The sequence below is a fragment of the Paraburkholderia sp. RL17-368-BIF-A genome, from assembly GCF_046054045.1.
GTDB classification, from domain to species: Bacteria; Pseudomonadota; Gammaproteobacteria; order Burkholderiales; family Burkholderiaceae; genus Paraburkholderia; species Paraburkholderia graminis.
On record NZ_JARESN010000009.1, the window covers coordinates 221,023 to 236,296 of the forward strand.

Here is a 15,274-nt window from a genome sequence, read left to right on the forward strand (position 1 = left end):
CATGAACACGCTGAAAACCTGGGTCAAGTCCCGGTGGTTCACGCACGCGCTCGGCCTGCTGCTGATCGCGGCACTGATCTGGCTCGGCGGCCCTTACGTGGGCATTGGCGAGCGCGAACCGCTCGCGAGCGCGGCGGCGCGGGTCGCATTGATTCTCGCCGTGGTGCTCGCATGGGTGATCGCCTTGCAGGTCCTGCAATGGAGAGCGCAGCGCAAGACTGCACGGCTTTCCGGCGACCTCGCGGGCCAGGAAACGCAGCTCGCCGCCGCGGAGCCCGGCAGCGAGGAGCGTGCGCAACTGCTGCAGCGCTTTCGCGAAGCAATCCACACGCTGCGCAAGACACGCCGCAACGGCAACAACCTGTACGCGCTGCCGTGGTATGTCGTGATCGGGCCGCCCGGCTCGGGCAAGAGCACGCTGCTGCAAAACTCCGGTCTCGACTTTCCGTTGTCCGAGCGCTTCGGCAAGGACGCGTTGCGCGGTATCGGCGGCACACGCAACTGCGACTGGTGGTTCACCGACGAGGCCGTGTTTCTCGACACCGCGGGCCGCTACACGACGCAGGATTCCGACGCGCAAGCCGATGCAAGCGCATGGCAGTCGTTTCTCGCGCTGCTGCGCCGCTATCGCAGGCGCCGGCCGCTGAACGGCGTCATCGTGACGATGAGCGTGTCCGATCTGCTCGGCTTCGACGACGCCGCGCGCGAACAGCATGCGCGCGCCGTGCGCCGGCGCCTGGACGAACTCGCGCAGCATCTGAAGGTCGCCGTGCCCGTGTATCTCGTGTTCACCAAATGCGACCTGGTAGCGGGCTTCGGCGAGTTCTTCGACGACCTGGGCGCTCAGTTGCGCAGCCAGGTGTGGGGCGTCACCTTCCCGCTGGGCGCGAGCCTCGACGGCAGTGCGTCCAGCCGTTTCGCCGATGAATACGATCTGCTGCTCAACCGCCTCAACACGCGCCTGATCGAGCGCCTGCACGGCGAGCGCGACCGCGGCCGGCGTGCGTCGGTGCTGAGCTTTCCGCAGCAACTGGGCGCGTTTCGCGAGATCGCCCGGCAGTTCGTCGAGGCCGCGTTCGGGCGTCACCAGTACGGCACGCCACCGATGCTGCGTGGCGCTTACCTGAGTTCGGGCACCCAGGAGGGCGCGCCGATCGACCGGATACTGGGAGCGGTCGCGCGCACCTTCGGCGTCGACGCCGCGCGAGTGCAGGCCGGCGCCGGGCAGCGGCACACCTACTTCGTCGAGCGCCTGCTGAAGGATGTGCTGTTTCGCGAGTCCGGTCTCGCGGGCACGAATCCGCGCTTCGAGCGGCAAAAGCTCTTCATGCAGGCCGCCGCCTATGCGGGCCTCGCCGTCGTGACCCTCGTGCTGGTCGCGGGATTCGCGACCAGCTATGCGCGCAACCGCGCGTTCGTCGCGGAAGTTCAGGGCGCGCTGAAGGACTTGCCGGACGCCGCTACGCTTGCCGGCGCGCCTGACCTCAAGTCGTATTTTGCGCGGGCGCTCGCGCGGCTCGAGGTGATCTCCGCGACGCAGGACGCCGCGGGTCAGTACCGCGCGCATGTGCCGTGGTCGATGCGCTTCGGGCTGTATCAGGGCAACGCGCTCTTCGCGCAGGCGCACAGCGCATATCTGCGCGAGCTCGACGGCACCTTGCTGCCGGGCGTCGACCTGCGGTTTCGCGAAGGTCTCGTCGAGAACGCCAGCAATCCGCAAGCGCTCTACGACGATCTGAAGGGCTACCTGATGCTCGGCGAGCCGCAGCATCTCGACGCGGACGAACTGGCCGCGCTTGCGCGCGTCGAGTGGCAGCGGCTGTTCCCGCAGGACCCGGCGATTCGCACTGCGCTCGACAAGCACTTCTCCGCCCGGCTCGGCGACGCGCAGAAGCCGCGCGCACTGCCGCTCGACAACGCACTGATCGCTCAGGCGCGCTCGACGCTGAAGACAGCGGACGTCGCCACGCTGATCTACGGCAGCGTGCAACTGGACGCGGGCCGCTCCGGCGCGTCGCCGGTGCGGCTCGACCAGTCGCTCGGGTTGCTGGGCAACGTGTTCCGCCGCAAGAGCGGTGCGCCGCTGTCCGAGCCTTTGCCGGTTCTTTTCACGCGGCCGTATTTCCAGTCCGAGGTGAGCGGCGGGCTGGATCAGTCCGTCGATCGTTTCGTGAAGGACTACTGGGTGTTCGACAGCGGGCGCGTCGATCCGCTAGCCCGCTCGCGCTACGAGCAACAGGTGCTGACGCTCTATGAGCAGGACTACATCCGGAACTGGGATGCCTTGCTCGCCGATCTGCAATTGCAGCCGGTCACGAGCATTCAGGACGCGAGCGCGATGGCCGCGAAACTGTCCGGACCGAGTTCGCCGCTAAAGGCGCTGCTCAACCTGGTTCGCGACAATACGAGCGACATGTTGCGCGCGCCGGCAAGCGGCGCCGCGGCGGGCGCCGATTCGCTGGCTTCGCAGGCGCGGCTTGCGGGTGAAAACATCGCGGCGAAGCGCGCGCTGAATACGCGCCTCGCGGGCGAACTGCGCAACGCAGGCGCGCCGCTGCCCGTCGGCGTCACGCTCAAGGCGGGCGATGCGAATCCGGCCGGCTCGCGGCAGCCGGGCGCGGCCATCGAAGAACATTTCGCGCAGATCGATCAACTGGGCACGGGCACGGGCGCGGGCACGAGCGGCGCGACGCCGCTCGACCATACGTTGGCCGTCCTCGATCAGCTTGGCAAAACCCTGCTGACCATGAACGACCTGAGCGACCCTGCCGCGCAGAACAGTCCGGCGCTGCTTGCCGCGCGCCAGGAAGCGGGGCAACTGCCGCCGCAGGTGGCCGGGCTGATTCAGGGGCTCACCGGCAAGAGCGCCGATCTGGTTGCGAGCGGCAGCAGCGCGGCGCTTGCCGATCAGTTTCGCGCGGCGGCGGGCAGCGACTGCGCAAACTTCGTCGATGGACGCTATCCGTTTGCGGCAAGCGGCGGCTCGGATATCCCGTTGCAGAATTTCGCCGAACTGTTTGGCAACGGCGGCAGATTCGACAGTTTTTTCAAATCGACGCTTGCGCAGAGAGTCGATACGGGCGGCCGTGCATGGCGCTGGAAACCGGGCGCGCCGCCGGGACCGCAATCGGTACTGGCCGGCGCGCAGGCCGCCGACGACATCCGTCAGATGTTCTTTCGCAGCGGCGCTCAGGTGCAGGTCGGCTTCACGCTACTCGCGCCGCAGTTCGAGGCGCCCATCGCGCGGGCCGTGATCGAGATCGACGGGCAGAAGTACGACTATTCGGCTAACGGGGCGTCGAGCGTGGCAATGGCATGGCCGGGCCCGCAGCCGGGCCACGTGTCGGTCAGCGCTTTCGATGTGGCCGGCCGTCCGCTCGGCACGCCGCTGCGCTTCGACGGCGAATGGGCGTTCTTCCACGCGCTCGACGCCGCTCGCCTGCAAAAGCAGGGCGATCTTCGCTATCTGGCGACGTTCGATTTCGACGGCCATGCTCTGAAGCTGCCGATCCAGCCGGCGAGTCTGCGCAATCCGTTCGACAGCAATGAAGTGCGGCGCTTCAGGTGTCCGCGATGAGCGGCGCCGTCGGCTTCTACGGCAAGCTGCCCGGCGCAGGCGACTTTGTGCGGCGCCGGCTGCCGCCGGACTTCGTCGATGCATGGGATCGCCACTTCCAGCGCGCGGTCGAGATCGGGCGGCGCGAGACCGGCGAGCGATGGGCGTCCGCCTGGCAGCACGCCGCGGCATGGCGGTTCGTGCTTCCGTCACAGGTATGCGGCAATGGCTCGTGGTGCGGTGTCGCCGGTCCGGCCGTGGACCGTGTCGGCCGTGCATTCCCGACCGTGCTGGCGGCGCGCTGTTCCGGCGAAGTCGCGGAGCTGTTCGGCAATCCCGGCTGGTTCGACGCGCTCGAGCGGGTGTACCGCGGCGCTCAAGGCGAGGCAGTCAGCGTCGAGACCTTCGACGCGCGCGTCGTGACGCTGCCCCGGCCATTCAGCGACGCGCGCGATTTGTCGGCGCTTTGGCGCGAGTTGCCGTGGGACAGCGGGCAATGGGAATTCGGCATAGCGGACAGCACGTGCGCCGGCCTGATTCTGAGCGAGGCATGGCGCCAGCTTTGCATGAAGCCGGGTCCGTGGTGCCTGTGGTGGACCGCGGGCGCGGCGCGATTGCTGGCGACGCGCGGGTTGCCGCGCAGTTATGCGGCGCTGCTTGCGCCTTCACGCCTGCCGGCTCAGGACGGACTGCATGGAGGGTATCGACAGTATCAACCGTACGAGCAACCCTTGCGCGCTGACGATACTTTTAGCTCGTCGGATATCGATGCAGGCGACGCCGCGTCGGCAACGGCAGCCTCCGCCTCCGCAAGCGAGCCTTTGATCGCGACCTCGAGCAGTCCCGACCTCGTCCCTCGCACCGCGCCGATCGGCAGCACGACGATGTGGCTGGACAACGGCCGCACTTTGCTCGTGAGCGCCGACGACGGTCCGCCTGAGCCACGCCGCGTGGCCGCGCGCGGCATCCGCGAGACGGTGCTGCTGAACGCGCCCGACGCCCGGATGCTGAGGGCCGGGCTGATGTCGCTCCATGCGCGGCTGCGTGATTCAAACAGTGAAGCAAGCCGTGAAGCAAGCCGTGAAGCAAGCGGGGCGGCTGCCGAAAACGGCGCGGCTGTCGTCGTGTGTTTCGAGGGCGCGTCCGCCCGCGTGATGCGCGTCGGCGCCGCGGCGCTGTGGCACTGGCGATCCGGCCAGTTGCTCGCGCCGTTCGTCGAGCGCGCAGCGGGCACGGGCGGCGAGCTGGACGATCTGCTGTTCGGCGACGCATGGCTCGACATGCCCGGCATCGGCGCCCACGGCGATCCGAACTGCGAGGAAGCGGCGCTTTCGCTCGAACGCGGCGACCGTCTGCTTCTGCTCGCCACACGCGAACTCACGCGGCTTTCGCGCGACTGTCTCGCCACGGCGCTGGCGCTGCCGACCTGCGACGACGCGCGCGCCTATCTGGCGAATGCGGCCGGGCTTCGTGCGCCGTCCGCAGAATGGCCGCTCGCGGTCGTGGAGATAGACGCATGACGACGGTCTGCCGCTCAGCCGGCCACACGGAAACGGGTAACGTGCGCCGCCGTAACGAGGACGCGATCCTGGTGCGCGACGACCTCGGACTGTGGGTCGTCGCCGATGGACTCGGCGGCCACGCGGCCGGCGACTACGCCAGCACGCTGATCGTCGAGCGGCTGGGTGCGCTGACTCGCGACGCCGACGTGAACGACTTCATTGCGGCCATCGAAGATACGTTGCAGCAGGTCAACACCGAGTTGCGCGCGGCAGCCGCGGCGCGGCAGGTCGACGTGATCGGCTCGACGCTCGCGCTGCTGGTCCACGCCCCGGCATTCGTGCTGTGCGGCTGGGTTGGCGACAGCCGCGTCTATGTGCACGAAAACGGCGCGCTGGTTCAGCTCACGCGCGATCACGTGCACGGTCAGCCAGCCGACATCACACAGTTCGGCACGCGCGCGCCGGCAGCGGGGGCGGGGGTGCTGACACGCGCAATCGGCGTCGAGGACACGCTGTTCGTCGACTGGGCGGTGGCGGGCAGCCGCCCAGGCATGCTGTTCCTGCTGTGTTCGGACGGGATCAACAAGGAACTCAGCGACGGCGAACTGGCCGACGCATGCCGCGATCCGCACACCCCGCAGCAGCTTGTGGACCGCCTGTTCGCGCTGTCGCTTGCGCGCCGCGCCCGCGACAACCTTTCCGCCGTGATCGTGCGGCTTGAAGCAGCCTGATAGACCTTCGATGAACGACATCTACTCACGCCTCGGCGCCGGCGGCGCGCGCGCACGGCAACTGTTCCTTCTGATCGAGGCCCGCGCACGGCGGTTGTTCGCGCGGCGCGCCGAGCCGGTTTCGTCTTCTTCCGTGTACCGCCGCGAGCAAGTGGCGCTCGATGCGAGGCCCGTTGACGCCGGCGACGGCCTCACTGTCGTGCAACCCGCAGTGGGGGTTTCATCGCGCGCATCGTGGGACGACGCGACCGTCGTCAAACCCGCGAGCCGTTCCGTCAGCCACGCGGGATCGGAAGAAGTCCGAAGCAACGATGTGAACGACAGCGATGTGAACGGCAGCGATGTGAACGGCAGCAGCGCCAGCGATAGCAAGTCCAGCGACAGCAGCCTTAACCGCGATAGCTGGCAGCGTGTAGCTCAGGCGCGAAGCGGCGATCATGCATCGGTGGGCAAGCTGCTCAAAGGACGTTTTCTGCTCGAGCGCGAACTGGGGCGCGGCGGCATGGGCGTCGTCTATCTGGCGCGCGACGAGCGCAAGGTCGAGGCCCGCGACCGCGATCCCTACGTGGCCGTGAAGGTGCTCAACGACGAGTTCCGCCGCCACCCGGATTCGCTGATTGCCTTGCAACGCGAAGCGCGCCGCGCGCAACGGCTTGCTCACGACAACATCGTGCACGTCTACGATTTCGACAAGGACGGCACGATCGTTTTCATGACGATGGAGTACATCGACGGCACGGATCTGCGCACGCTGATTCGCGAGCGTCCTTCGGGAATGCCGTTTCGCGAGGCGTGGCCGCTGATCGACGCGATGGCGCGCGCGTTGCAGCGGGCGCATGCGAGCGGCATCGTGCACTCGGACTTCAAGCCGGGCAATGTCATGGTGACGCGCGACGGCGTGCCGAAGGTGTTCGACTTCGGCATCGCGCGCGCGGGGCTCGCTGCCGCGGGCGCGGCCGGTGAGCAGACCGTGTTCGATGCCGGCACGCTCGGCGCGATGACACCGGCCTATGCGAGCCTCGACATGATCGAGGGCGCGGCGCCGTCGGTGCGCGACGACGTGTACGCGCTCGGCTGTGTGGTTTTCGAGTTGCTAACCGGCCGCCATCCGTTCGATCGGCACAGCGCCGACGTCGCATTGCGCGAGAGTGCGGTGACGCCGCCCGTGCCGGGTCTCGGGCGGCGTCAATACCGGGCGCTGTGCCAGGCGGTGGCTTTTCGCGGCGGCGAGCGGTTGCAGACGGTGGGCGCGCTCGTCGAAGGGCTGCGGCCGAGGAAAATGCGCGAACGCCTGTTGCCATATTGCGCGGGCGCGCTCGCCGTGGCGGTGCTCGCCGCAGGCGCTTCCGCATGGCATAGCCAGCATCGCCATCGGCAACTGGAGGCGACAATCGCGCGCTTTGCCGATAGCGATCCACGGCACTACGCGAACGAAGACCAGGCCGTCGCGGCGCTCGCCTTGCTTGGCGTGGACGAGCGCGAACGCCTCGTGCTGAACCAGAACGATCTGATCCAGCGCTTTCTCGCAAGCCGGCTCGACGCGTACTGGAGCCCGCCGCTCGGGCGGATCGATTATGCGGCCGCCCAGCACGTGTTTGAGATCCGCGACCAGTTGAAGCTGTTTTCGCCGGAATTCGACGTGCGGCGCAAGCAGATCGACGATGAGCGCGCCGACATGCTCGCGAAGCTTGCAAGCAGCCTCGACGAAGCGCTCGATCGCGACGCGTTGTTCGACGACCAGCCGGGCAGCGCGGCGGACATCCTGCAGCGGATTCGCATGCTCGACCCGGGCAGCGCGTTGCTGAAGAGTCCGCAGATCGAATCGCGCTACGACGCCGCGATCGGGCAATCGCTCGACTCGGCCAGGTTCGACGAAGCGCGGGCGCGGATCGCGCTGGCCCTGCAACTGTTTCCGGACTCCTCGCGCTTGCAGCGGCGGCGCGGACAACTGGCGGCCGCAGCGGCATCGGCGACACAAAATCATGGGACGCCTGCCGCCGCGATGAGCGTGCCCGATGCGCGCCGCTCGCTCGTGGAACTGGCGGCTAATCCGTCAGCCAGTGCATCGTGGCTCGACGGCGTGAGCCGGGCGATGAGCGCGCTGCAAAACGACGCTTCGTCGGAAACCGGCACCGCAATAGACGCGCTCGCCGACGGCATCGTCGCCGCGGCGTCTCGCGTGACCGATCCGCTGCTGGCGCATCGGACGCTGGACGTCATCGAGGTCGGCTTGCGTTATGCGCCGCATTCGCCGGGTCTTTCCGCTCAGCGTGACCGGATGCTGCAGTTGTTGCAGCAGCAACGCATCGACCAGTTGACGGCGAGCGGCGACGCGGCTGCGCAAATGGACGCGCTGCGGCTCGCCGCTGCCGCCAACGACGGAGCGCGTGCTCTCGCGGCACTCAACCGGATGCGCGCGTTGGAACCCGGCAACGCGTTCCTCACGAGCGGCGCGCCGCAGCTCGTTGCCAACGCGTATCTCGGCAATGCTCGCGCGCTTGGCCGCGCGGGCCATCTGCAAGACGCCGCTCGCGTCGCCTCGCAGGGTGCCGACGCGCTTTCCGGCGATCAGAAACTCGGCGACGCGGCGCAACGCTATCTGCTCGCGGCGGCAATCCTGGCCGCGCGCGATCAGCCGATGGCCGACCCGGATCTGCAGGCGCTGCAGGCACGCTTCGATACCGCGCAGGCAGCCGACCCGGAAGCCATGAAGCAGATGGAGCGCGACATCGGCGCGAGCATCGCGTTGCCGCCAGGCGGCTTGAGCGCGCTGCTGGAGCAGATCAAGGCGCGGGTCGAAAGCGGCGATGCGGCGAGCGCGGCGGCGTCGGTTTCAATGACGCTGCCCGCGCGCAGCGACCGGCACAGCCAGGCGAACGCATGACGGGCAGCGAAATGCGGCGGGCCGGACAGCGCAGACGGGCGGCGCGGCGCGGCACTCAGGCGGAGCTTGCAGCGACGACACAGGAGGAGCCGGGCATGCGCGAGCAGCAGGTCAACGACGCGTTGCGGGTGCTCGATGAAATGCATCGGCTTGGCCGCATCGAACGCGATGCATATCGGCAGCGGCGGCGACGCTTGCTTGATTCGCTCGTCGGCGAAGCGCCCTCCGATGGGCGCGATACGGTGCGTCGAAGCGTCCCTGCGGGTGCCGCACGGCGCCAGCCCGTGCCGATTCGGCGGCGCGATGCCGGCAGCGCGCAGATGCCTGTGAAGCGAGGCCGCTCGTCCGCGCTATGGATGCTGCTGATGCTGCTGTTGGTCGCGGTGGCCGGCGCGCTTGCCGCCGGCTGGTTGATGCTGGCGTCATGACGGCCGCGATGCGGTCTGCTGAACGCGCCTCCGCGGCCGCACTTCGCCGGCCACGCCTGGCCGGCCGCGCCTCGCCGGCCGCGCTTATTCGCTCTCGGAACCCGACAATGTCTGAAGCTCCGACAGCCCGCCTGGCGCGATGTCCCTGAGCACCTCGGCGAAACTCTTGCCGACGAGGCGCCGCGCGCGTTTGAGCAGAATCGGTAGCGGGCTCGAAGGTTCGACGCGCTCGTAGTAGTCGCAAATCTCGTCGAGCCGCCGGATCACATCGGCCTGGCCGGAGATTCTCGCGTTGGCCGGCTCATGCGTAGCGCCCTCGTGCGGCGACACAGGCGAAGACGAAGACAAGTCCAGAAGCGAGCCCGACAGCGAGGCCGGCGACGCGCCGACGCCCGCTTCCGGTCGTCCAGGAAACCGGCGCTGCACTTGCGCATCGACGAATTTTTTCAGATCCGCGATATCGCCGCACAACAGCGCCAGGTCGGGGCTCGCCGTGCCGAGTTTTTCCCGCGCCAGCGCAACGATGGCTTGCGCATGTTCCTGTGCTTCTGCGAGCGTTGCGGCCGATTGCGGCAACTGATCCTCCGGGCAGTCCATGCAACATGCTTCGAGATCGACGAGCGTCGGAGCCGGCGCGCCGTCCTGCGACGGCGACGCGTTGATCGCGCCCGTCGCGACGCGCAGATCGCGCAGCGAAAAGCGGCCGAGACGCGGCGACTGCACAAACGGAGCAAGCCTGAACATGCCGAGCGCGCTTTGCGGATCGCCAAGCGGCATCAGCGCATTGGCGCGGGCGGTGGGGTCGTTGTTATCGTCTGCGTCCAGTTGTGGATGCACATGGTCCCAGTAGCGTTCGAGCAGCCCGCGCACGAGGCCGAGGCCCGCGGCCCATCCGGACAGACCTTCTCTACGGGTTCGAGCAGAACACAGGTGAACCGCGACGCGCAGATCTTTCGTGCGCGCGAGCAGCGCGCCGGCGGCGCTTGCGACTTTGTCCCAGTCGGGTTCCTGAGCCGCTTTCAGACTGTCGCCCATGGCGCGCTCGGGCGTCGGTGTCGCCAGCAGTTCGAGTTCGGTGAAGGCGGGATCGTATTCCAGGTTGAGCCCGGCCGGCGCCGCATCGTCGATAGGGGAAAGCAGGGCATTCGTCGTGGAGGAGTCGGTCATGTCGGACTGGAAGAGGGGAGCATGTGCAAGCGCGAGCGAAAACGGCGGACGCGCTCGCGTGATTTCGTTCGGTGTTTCCGGTCCATGACAGAACAACTGACGGCGAGCGGTTATTCCACCTGATGCGGCAAAGAGGCGTGGCTGCCCGGAAGCAAACGTTTGACGCACGCTGTACAATCCGCGAACTCCTTCACCCGCAGGAACGGTCAGTCAGCAGCCGGCGCGCCGGACGGTAACCCTGCTTCGAGCCAGTCAATCATGTCAACAGCAGATGTCGAGAATCTGCCCAGTCTTCTACCGGGCATGCTGCCGCGGCTCTGGGCATTCTCTCTGCGCCTGTGCGGGAACCAGCACGACGCCGAGGATCTGCTCCAGCGCGCGTGCGTGCGGGGGCTCGAACGTGCTCATCAATTGCAGCCGGGCACCTCGCCTCTGAGCTGGATGTTCTCCATCGTCCATTCCACCTGGCTCAACGAACTACGTGCGCGCAACGTGCGCAGCCGCTCGAGCATGGAGTGGGACGACAACTTTCTCGAAACCGTGCCCGACCCAGGGGCGCGCAATCCTGCCGACAGCGTGAGCGAGATCATCGCGGCGGTGGAGCGTCTTCCCGACGCGCAGCGCACCGTGATGCTGCTCGTGGCGGTCGAAGGGTTCAGCTATGCCGAGGCGGCCGAGGTTCTCGGCGTGCCGATCGGCACCATCATGAGCCGGCTGTCCCGCGCGCGCCAGACAATCGGCGCGCAATTCAGCGACCACGATACGTCTTCGGCACGATCGTCGAAAAACCAGCGAGCGGCGCAATGAAGATCGATGATGCCAGCCTGTTGGCTTATGTCGACGGTGAGTTGTCGGGCCCCGAGCGCGAACAGGTGGAAAAGGCGATCCGCGAATCGGAAGACCTCGCGTCCCGCGTGTCGATGCTGCGCGCCTCGCAACTGCCTTATCGGCATGCGTTCGAACAGCAGGCGTTGCCGCCCATGCCGGAATCGCTGGGCCGTAGCGTCGACGCGTTGATCCGTCAGCATGTGGAGCGCGAGAGCGCCGAGCGGAGCGCGGGCGCTGACGCGGCAGAAGTGGCCCAAGCGGCAGAAGCGGCCGAAGCGGATAACTCGCGCGGCACCGAAGAACAGCCTGGCGACAATGTGCGGCCGCTAAGGCCTCGGACGAAGTCGCGGCAATGGCTGTCGCTGCCGCAGTGGCCCACGTGGCCAAAGCTCGCGGTGGCGTTCGTCGCGGGCGCGTTCTGCTGCGGCCTCGCGCTGCGGCTCGTGCCGCAACTGGCCGGTGGTGGCGGCGCGCTCACCACGGCCTCTGACGACTCGGGCATGACACCGTGGATCAAGGCGGCGGCCGGTTATCAGAAGCTGTACACACGCGACACGGTCGCTCTGCTGCAACCCGACATGAGCACCACGGCGACGACCGTTGCAGACATCCAGCAGGTGGATGAGCTGCCCGTACGGATTCCCGATTTGCGCAGCCAGGGGCTGACTTTCAAGCGCGTCCAGCGGCTGCGCTTTCATGGCAAGCCACTGGTGCAGATCGTCTATTTGCCCGAGAAGGGCGACCCGGTCGCGCTGTGCGTGCTGAAAGAACCGAAGGCGGATGCAGCGCCGTCGAACGCGAAAGTCGAAGGCATGAAGGTGGTCGCGTGGCGGCGCGGCGAGGTGGGCTATGCGCTGATCGGCACGCCAGGTACAGTCGATCTCGATGCGCTCGGCAGGCAGCTTTACGATGGCCGGGTATCCGCGACCGTCGGCGACAACCGCACCGGCACCGATGTCCAGCAGAGTTGAGCGCAACCTTAGCGGTTCGATGTGCGTGACGAGCCGCGCCGCATTCGCGGATCATGAGCCGCTCGGGCACGCCGCGTTGAAGCGCACGCGCCGCCGGCCGCATAACGCATGAGGTTCGGCTATTTGCGCGATCAGCCGGCGCGGTCGCGATCATCGCATCGCACATTGCGCGCGTTGCGCACGTTCGCCGTATGCGCGATACCCGCGGCGCTCGCCGCTGTGTTCCTTTCTTGCGTGGGCTGGCTTTCTCCACGGCTGAACGCGCGGCGCATCGTCAATGCGTTCGAGGCGACGGCCACGCCGCACCCCGGTTTCAGGCGCAATCATGCGAAAGGAATTTGCGTGACCGGCCACTTCGACAGCAACGGAGACGGCGCGCTGCTCTCACGTGCCAGCGTGTTTGCGAAGGGGCGTTATGCGGTTGTCGGACGCTTGTCGATACCCGGCGGCGATCCCGGCGAGGACGACGCCGCCGCCACGGTGCGCAGCCTCGCGCTGCGCATGACGTTGCCACGCGGCGAGGAGTGGCGTCTTGCGATGAACTCCACGCCTGTGTTCCCGGTGCGCACGCCTCAGGCGTTGCTCGAACAACTGCAAGCGGATGCGCGCGATCCGCGCACGGGCCGCCGCGATCCGGCGAAGATGCAGGCGTTCCTCGACAGTCATCCCGAGGCACGCGCGTTCAGGCGTTTTATCGAGCAGCATCCGCCGTCGTCGGGCTACGACAATGCCACGTACTACGGCATCAGCGCGTTCCAGACTATCGACGCGCACGGTATTCGTCGCTTCGTTCGGTGGGAAGTGGTGCCGGACAAGCCTTATCGTCCCGTCGATGTCGGCGATCTGCGCGATCCGGATTTTCTGTTCTACGATCTGTCGAAAAGTCTGCGCAAGGGGCCGTTGCGCTGGCATCTGTTTATGAACGTCGCCATGCCCGGCGACACGACCGACGACTCCACCCGGCAATGGGTGAGTTCGCCGCGCCGGCCGAGAATCGACGCAGGCACGCTCGTGATAGATCGCGCGCAAACGCAGATCGACGGTGCGTGCCGCGATCTTGCTTTCGATCCAACGGTTTTGCCGGACGGCATTGCGCCTTCCGCCGATCCGCTGCTTGCCGCACGATCCGCCGCCTATGCCGTGTCCCTGCAGCGCCGCACGAGTGAAGAAGCGGCGGCGCGGGCCCGCGCACATTGACGCGCGCACTGCCTCGGGTGGGAACGCACCGCCAGTACGGTTATCATGGAAGCCTTCGGCAGCACGGGCGTTCGTGCCCGCCGTGACGCCACTCACTCATTCACACAGCCCTTTCTCTCCTTAGCCTATCGTCCAATGAAGCCCGACGACAGCCAACTGATCGCGTATGCCGACGGCGAACTCAGTGCTCGCGAAGCGGCATCGGTCGAGAGCGCGCTCGCGCAATCCGCCGATCTGAGAGAGAGCGTGGCGTTGCTGCGAGCGTCGCGGCTTCCTTATCGCGAAGCGTTCGCGGCGCAGAAATTGCCGCCGCTGCCTGACGAACTCCGGCGCCGGATCGAGTCGATGGCGCAGGCCGCGGGGCCGCAGGCATCGAGCCATCGCGCGCCGCAAGCACAGCGTTCGCAGCGCCGCGTGTGGCTTGCCGCCGCTTTCATTGCGGGCGCTTTTTGCGCGGGCCTCGTGCAGCATCTTGGCGGATGGCCCGGCGCGTCCGGCAATCGCGGAGTCTCCACGGCGGCCGTTCAGACGCGCTCGTGGATCAGCGTCGCGGTCGACTATCAGCGCATGTACACGCGCGAGACGGTCGCCAGTATCGTTCCCGATGGCGCCGCTGCCGCCCGCACTGTCGATGCGATTCGCAAGGTCGACGGCATCCGCTTGCGTATGCCCGATCTGCAGGCGGCGGGGCTATCGTTCAAGGCGGTGGAGCGGTTGCGCTATAACGGCAAGCCGCTCGTCCAGATGGTGTATCTCCCCGAGCATGGCATGCCGGTGGCGCTGTGCGTGATGAAGGATTCGCGCCCTGACGAGTCCATCGCCCAGCGCGAGATGGACGGTATGAACGTCGTTTCGTGGCGGCAGAACGAACTGTCCTATGCGCTGATCGGCAAGCCCGATTCCGCCGACTCCGCCGATTTGCCGGCCATCGCCCGGCAGATATCGAACGGCAATGTCGACGATATGTTCTCCGGGCTCGACGCATCGTCGCAGCACGGGCGTGGCACGCGGCCATTCATCCAGGCACGAACGGGCTGAGTTGAGCCGCCGCGGCGAACATCCGCGTGAATTGATCCAGCGCGGGCAGCGTGTCGCGTCCGCTGCGCGTGATCCGGTAGAACGAAAATTCCACCTCTGGCCGGATCACGTCGATGCGCACCCGATAGTGCCGGCAGATGTGTTCGCAGAACGACGGCATGATCGCAACGCCCAGTCCTTCGTGAGCCATCGCGACCGCGGTCTGCAAATGACCGACGACCGTACGCCGGCCCGCCGTCACTTCTTCTTTCGACAACGACGCTTCGATCAGCCGCTGCAACGGGTTCTCCTTCGGCAGGGTAATGAGCGGCAACCCTTCGAGCGCGCGCCATTGCACTCCGTCGCGCGGCACCTTGCCGATGCCATGCGCGCCTTCCACGGGCGACGAGACCACGACGAGCCGCGTCGGAAAGATAGGCACGCGGTCTATCCCGGACAACTGCGAGAAGAAGATGCCGTACGCCGCATCGAGATCGCCGTCCTCGACCATCTTCAGAAGCTCGCCGGGAGGACGGTCGACGAGTTCGATCTGCGCTTGCGGACTCGTCTCGGCGAAACGCGCAAGCACTTGCGGCATCAGACTCGCGGCGATCATCGGCGTGCAGCCGAGCAGCAGCGACGCCTGCTTCTGCCGGCCGAGTTCGTTGAGTTCGACGACGGATTTTTCAAGCGTGTCGACGATCTTCATCGCCGTTGGATAGAACAGGTGACCCGCCTCCGTGAGCGCAACCGTGCGCGTGGTGCGTTCGAACAGCCGGCAATCGAGCTGGGTCTCGAGCTCGCGGATGATCGCGCTCAGCGCCGCCTGACTCAGATGCAAGCTCTGCGCGGTCTTCGTGAAGCTCGACGCGTTCGCCACGCCGAGAAAGACCTTCAGTTGTTTCAGGGACAGATTCATGCGGCGGTCCTGTGGGAAGGGCACGAGAGGGCTGCCGGGATTCTATCGCCGCGCACGGGTGTCCGCGACCGGGA

The 15,274-nt window shown here is 67.1% G+C and carries 11 protein-coding genes; 9 read left to right on the top strand and 2 right to left on the bottom strand.

Annotation, left to right across the window (positions count from 1 at the left end; translation table 11 throughout):
• The first annotated feature begins 1 nt into the window (after nucleotide 1).
• From tssM to P0D87_RS17945, 5 genes are read left to right on the top strand one after another with little or no spacing between them, the layout of a single operon-like run.
• Complete coding sequence (gene tssM, locus P0D87_RS17925) at nucleotides 2–3,577, top strand: type VI secretion system membrane subunit TssM (protein WP_053860184.1); 3,576 nt, start codon at nucleotides 2–4, stop codon at nucleotides 3,575–3,577.
• Nucleotides 3,574–5,076 (top strand): type VI secretion system-associated protein TagF, encoded by a 1,503-nt coding sequence (gene tagF, locus P0D87_RS17930; RefSeq protein ID WP_053860185.1) that lies wholly within the window; start codon nucleotides 3,574–3,576, stop codon nucleotides 5,074–5,076. The genes tssM and tagF overlap by 4 nt, the downstream gene beginning before the upstream one ends.
• A complete protein-coding gene (locus P0D87_RS17935) occupies nucleotides 5,073–5,789 on the top strand; it encodes a PP2C family protein-serine/threonine phosphatase (protein ID WP_053860186.1) in 717 nt (238 codons plus the stop codon). The genes tagF and P0D87_RS17935 overlap by 4 nt, the downstream gene beginning before the upstream one ends.
• A gap of 10 nt (nucleotides 5,790–5,799) precedes the next feature.
• Nucleotides 5,800–8,673, top strand: a complete 2,874-nt coding sequence (locus P0D87_RS17940) for a serine/threonine-protein kinase (protein ID WP_053860187.1) — start codon at nucleotides 5,800–5,802, stop codon at nucleotides 8,671–8,673.
• Entirely contained in the window at nucleotides 8,670–9,101 is a 432-nt protein-coding gene (locus P0D87_RS17945) for a hypothetical protein (RefSeq protein ID WP_310076327.1), read from the top strand. The genes P0D87_RS17940 and P0D87_RS17945 overlap by 4 nt, the downstream gene beginning before the upstream one ends.
• An 84-nt stretch (nucleotides 9,102–9,185) precedes the next feature.
• On the opposite strand, the gene tssA is transcribed toward P0D87_RS17945, so the two are convergent.
• A complete protein-coding gene (gene tssA / locus P0D87_RS17950; protein ID WP_053860188.1) occupies nucleotides 9,186–10,268 on the bottom strand; it encodes a type VI secretion system protein TssA in 1,083 nt (360 codons plus the stop codon).
• A gap of 258 nt (nucleotides 10,269–10,526) precedes the next feature.
• Between tssA and P0D87_RS17955 the strand changes: the two genes are divergently transcribed.
• From P0D87_RS17955 to P0D87_RS17970, 4 genes are all read left to right on the top strand, one after another.
• On the top strand, nucleotides 10,527–11,075 hold the full coding sequence (locus P0D87_RS17955; protein WP_006049756.1) for an RNA polymerase sigma factor: 549 nt from the start codon (nucleotides 10,527–10,529) through the stop codon (nucleotides 11,073–11,075).
• Complete coding sequence (locus P0D87_RS17960; protein ID WP_053860189.1) at nucleotides 11,072–12,067, top strand: anti-sigma factor family protein; 996 nt, start codon at nucleotides 11,072–11,074, stop codon at nucleotides 12,065–12,067. The genes P0D87_RS17955 and P0D87_RS17960 overlap by 4 nt, the downstream gene beginning before the upstream one ends.
• A 108-nt stretch (nucleotides 12,068–12,175) precedes the next feature.
• Nucleotides 12,176–13,264, top strand: a complete 1,089-nt coding sequence (locus tag P0D87_RS17965; protein WP_053860190.1) for a catalase family peroxidase — start codon at nucleotides 12,176–12,178, stop codon at nucleotides 13,262–13,264.
• 135 nt (nucleotides 13,265–13,399) lie between these two features.
• Nucleotides 13,400–14,302 (top strand): anti-sigma factor family protein, encoded by a 903-nt coding sequence (locus P0D87_RS17970; protein WP_053860191.1) that lies wholly within the window; start codon nucleotides 13,400–13,402, stop codon nucleotides 14,300–14,302.
• Here the strand turns inward: P0D87_RS17970 and P0D87_RS17975 are convergent.
• Nucleotides 14,280–15,200, bottom strand: coding sequence for a LysR family transcriptional regulator (locus P0D87_RS17975; RefSeq protein ID WP_029970287.1), 921 nt, complete (start codon nucleotides 15,198–15,200; stop codon nucleotides 14,280–14,282). The genes P0D87_RS17970 and P0D87_RS17975 overlap by 23 nt on opposite strands.
• Between the last annotated feature and the right edge of the window lie 74 nt (nucleotides 15,201–15,274).

Coding starts and splice junctions, on each gene's coding strand:
- P0D87_RS17935 (WP_053860186.1), top strand. CDS start 5,073: ATGACGACGGTCTGCCGCTCAGCCGGCCACACGGAAACGGGTAACGTG.
- tssA (WP_053860188.1), bottom strand. CDS start 10,268: ATGACCGACTCCTCCACGACGAATGCCCTGCTTTCCCCTATCGACGAT.
- P0D87_RS17965 (WP_053860190.1), top strand. CDS start 12,176: ATGAGGTTCGGCTATTTGCGCGATCAGCCGGCGCGGTCGCGATCATCG.
- P0D87_RS17975 (WP_029970287.1), bottom strand. CDS start 15,200: ATGAATCTGTCCCTGAAACAACTGAAGGTCTTTCTCGGCGTGGCGAAC.
- P0D87_RS17970 (WP_053860191.1), top strand. CDS start 13,400: ATGAAGCCCGACGACAGCCAACTGATCGCGTATGCCGACGGCGAACTC.
- P0D87_RS17955 (WP_006049756.1), top strand. CDS start 10,527: ATGTCAACAGCAGATGTCGAGAATCTGCCCAGTCTTCTACCGGGCATG.
- tagF (WP_053860185.1), top strand. CDS start 3,574: ATGAGCGGCGCCGTCGGCTTCTACGGCAAGCTGCCCGGCGCAGGCGAC.
- P0D87_RS17945 (WP_310076327.1), top strand. CDS start 8,670: ATGACGGGCAGCGAAATGCGGCGGGCCGGACAGCGCAGACGGGCGGCG.
- P0D87_RS17940 (WP_053860187.1), top strand. CDS start 5,800: ATGAACGACATCTACTCACGCCTCGGCGCCGGCGGCGCGCGCGCACGG.
- tssM (WP_053860184.1), top strand. CDS start 2: ATGAACACGCTGAAAACCTGGGTCAAGTCCCGGTGGTTCACGCACGCG.
- P0D87_RS17960 (WP_053860189.1), top strand. CDS start 11,072: ATGAAGATCGATGATGCCAGCCTGTTGGCTTATGTCGACGGTGAGTTG.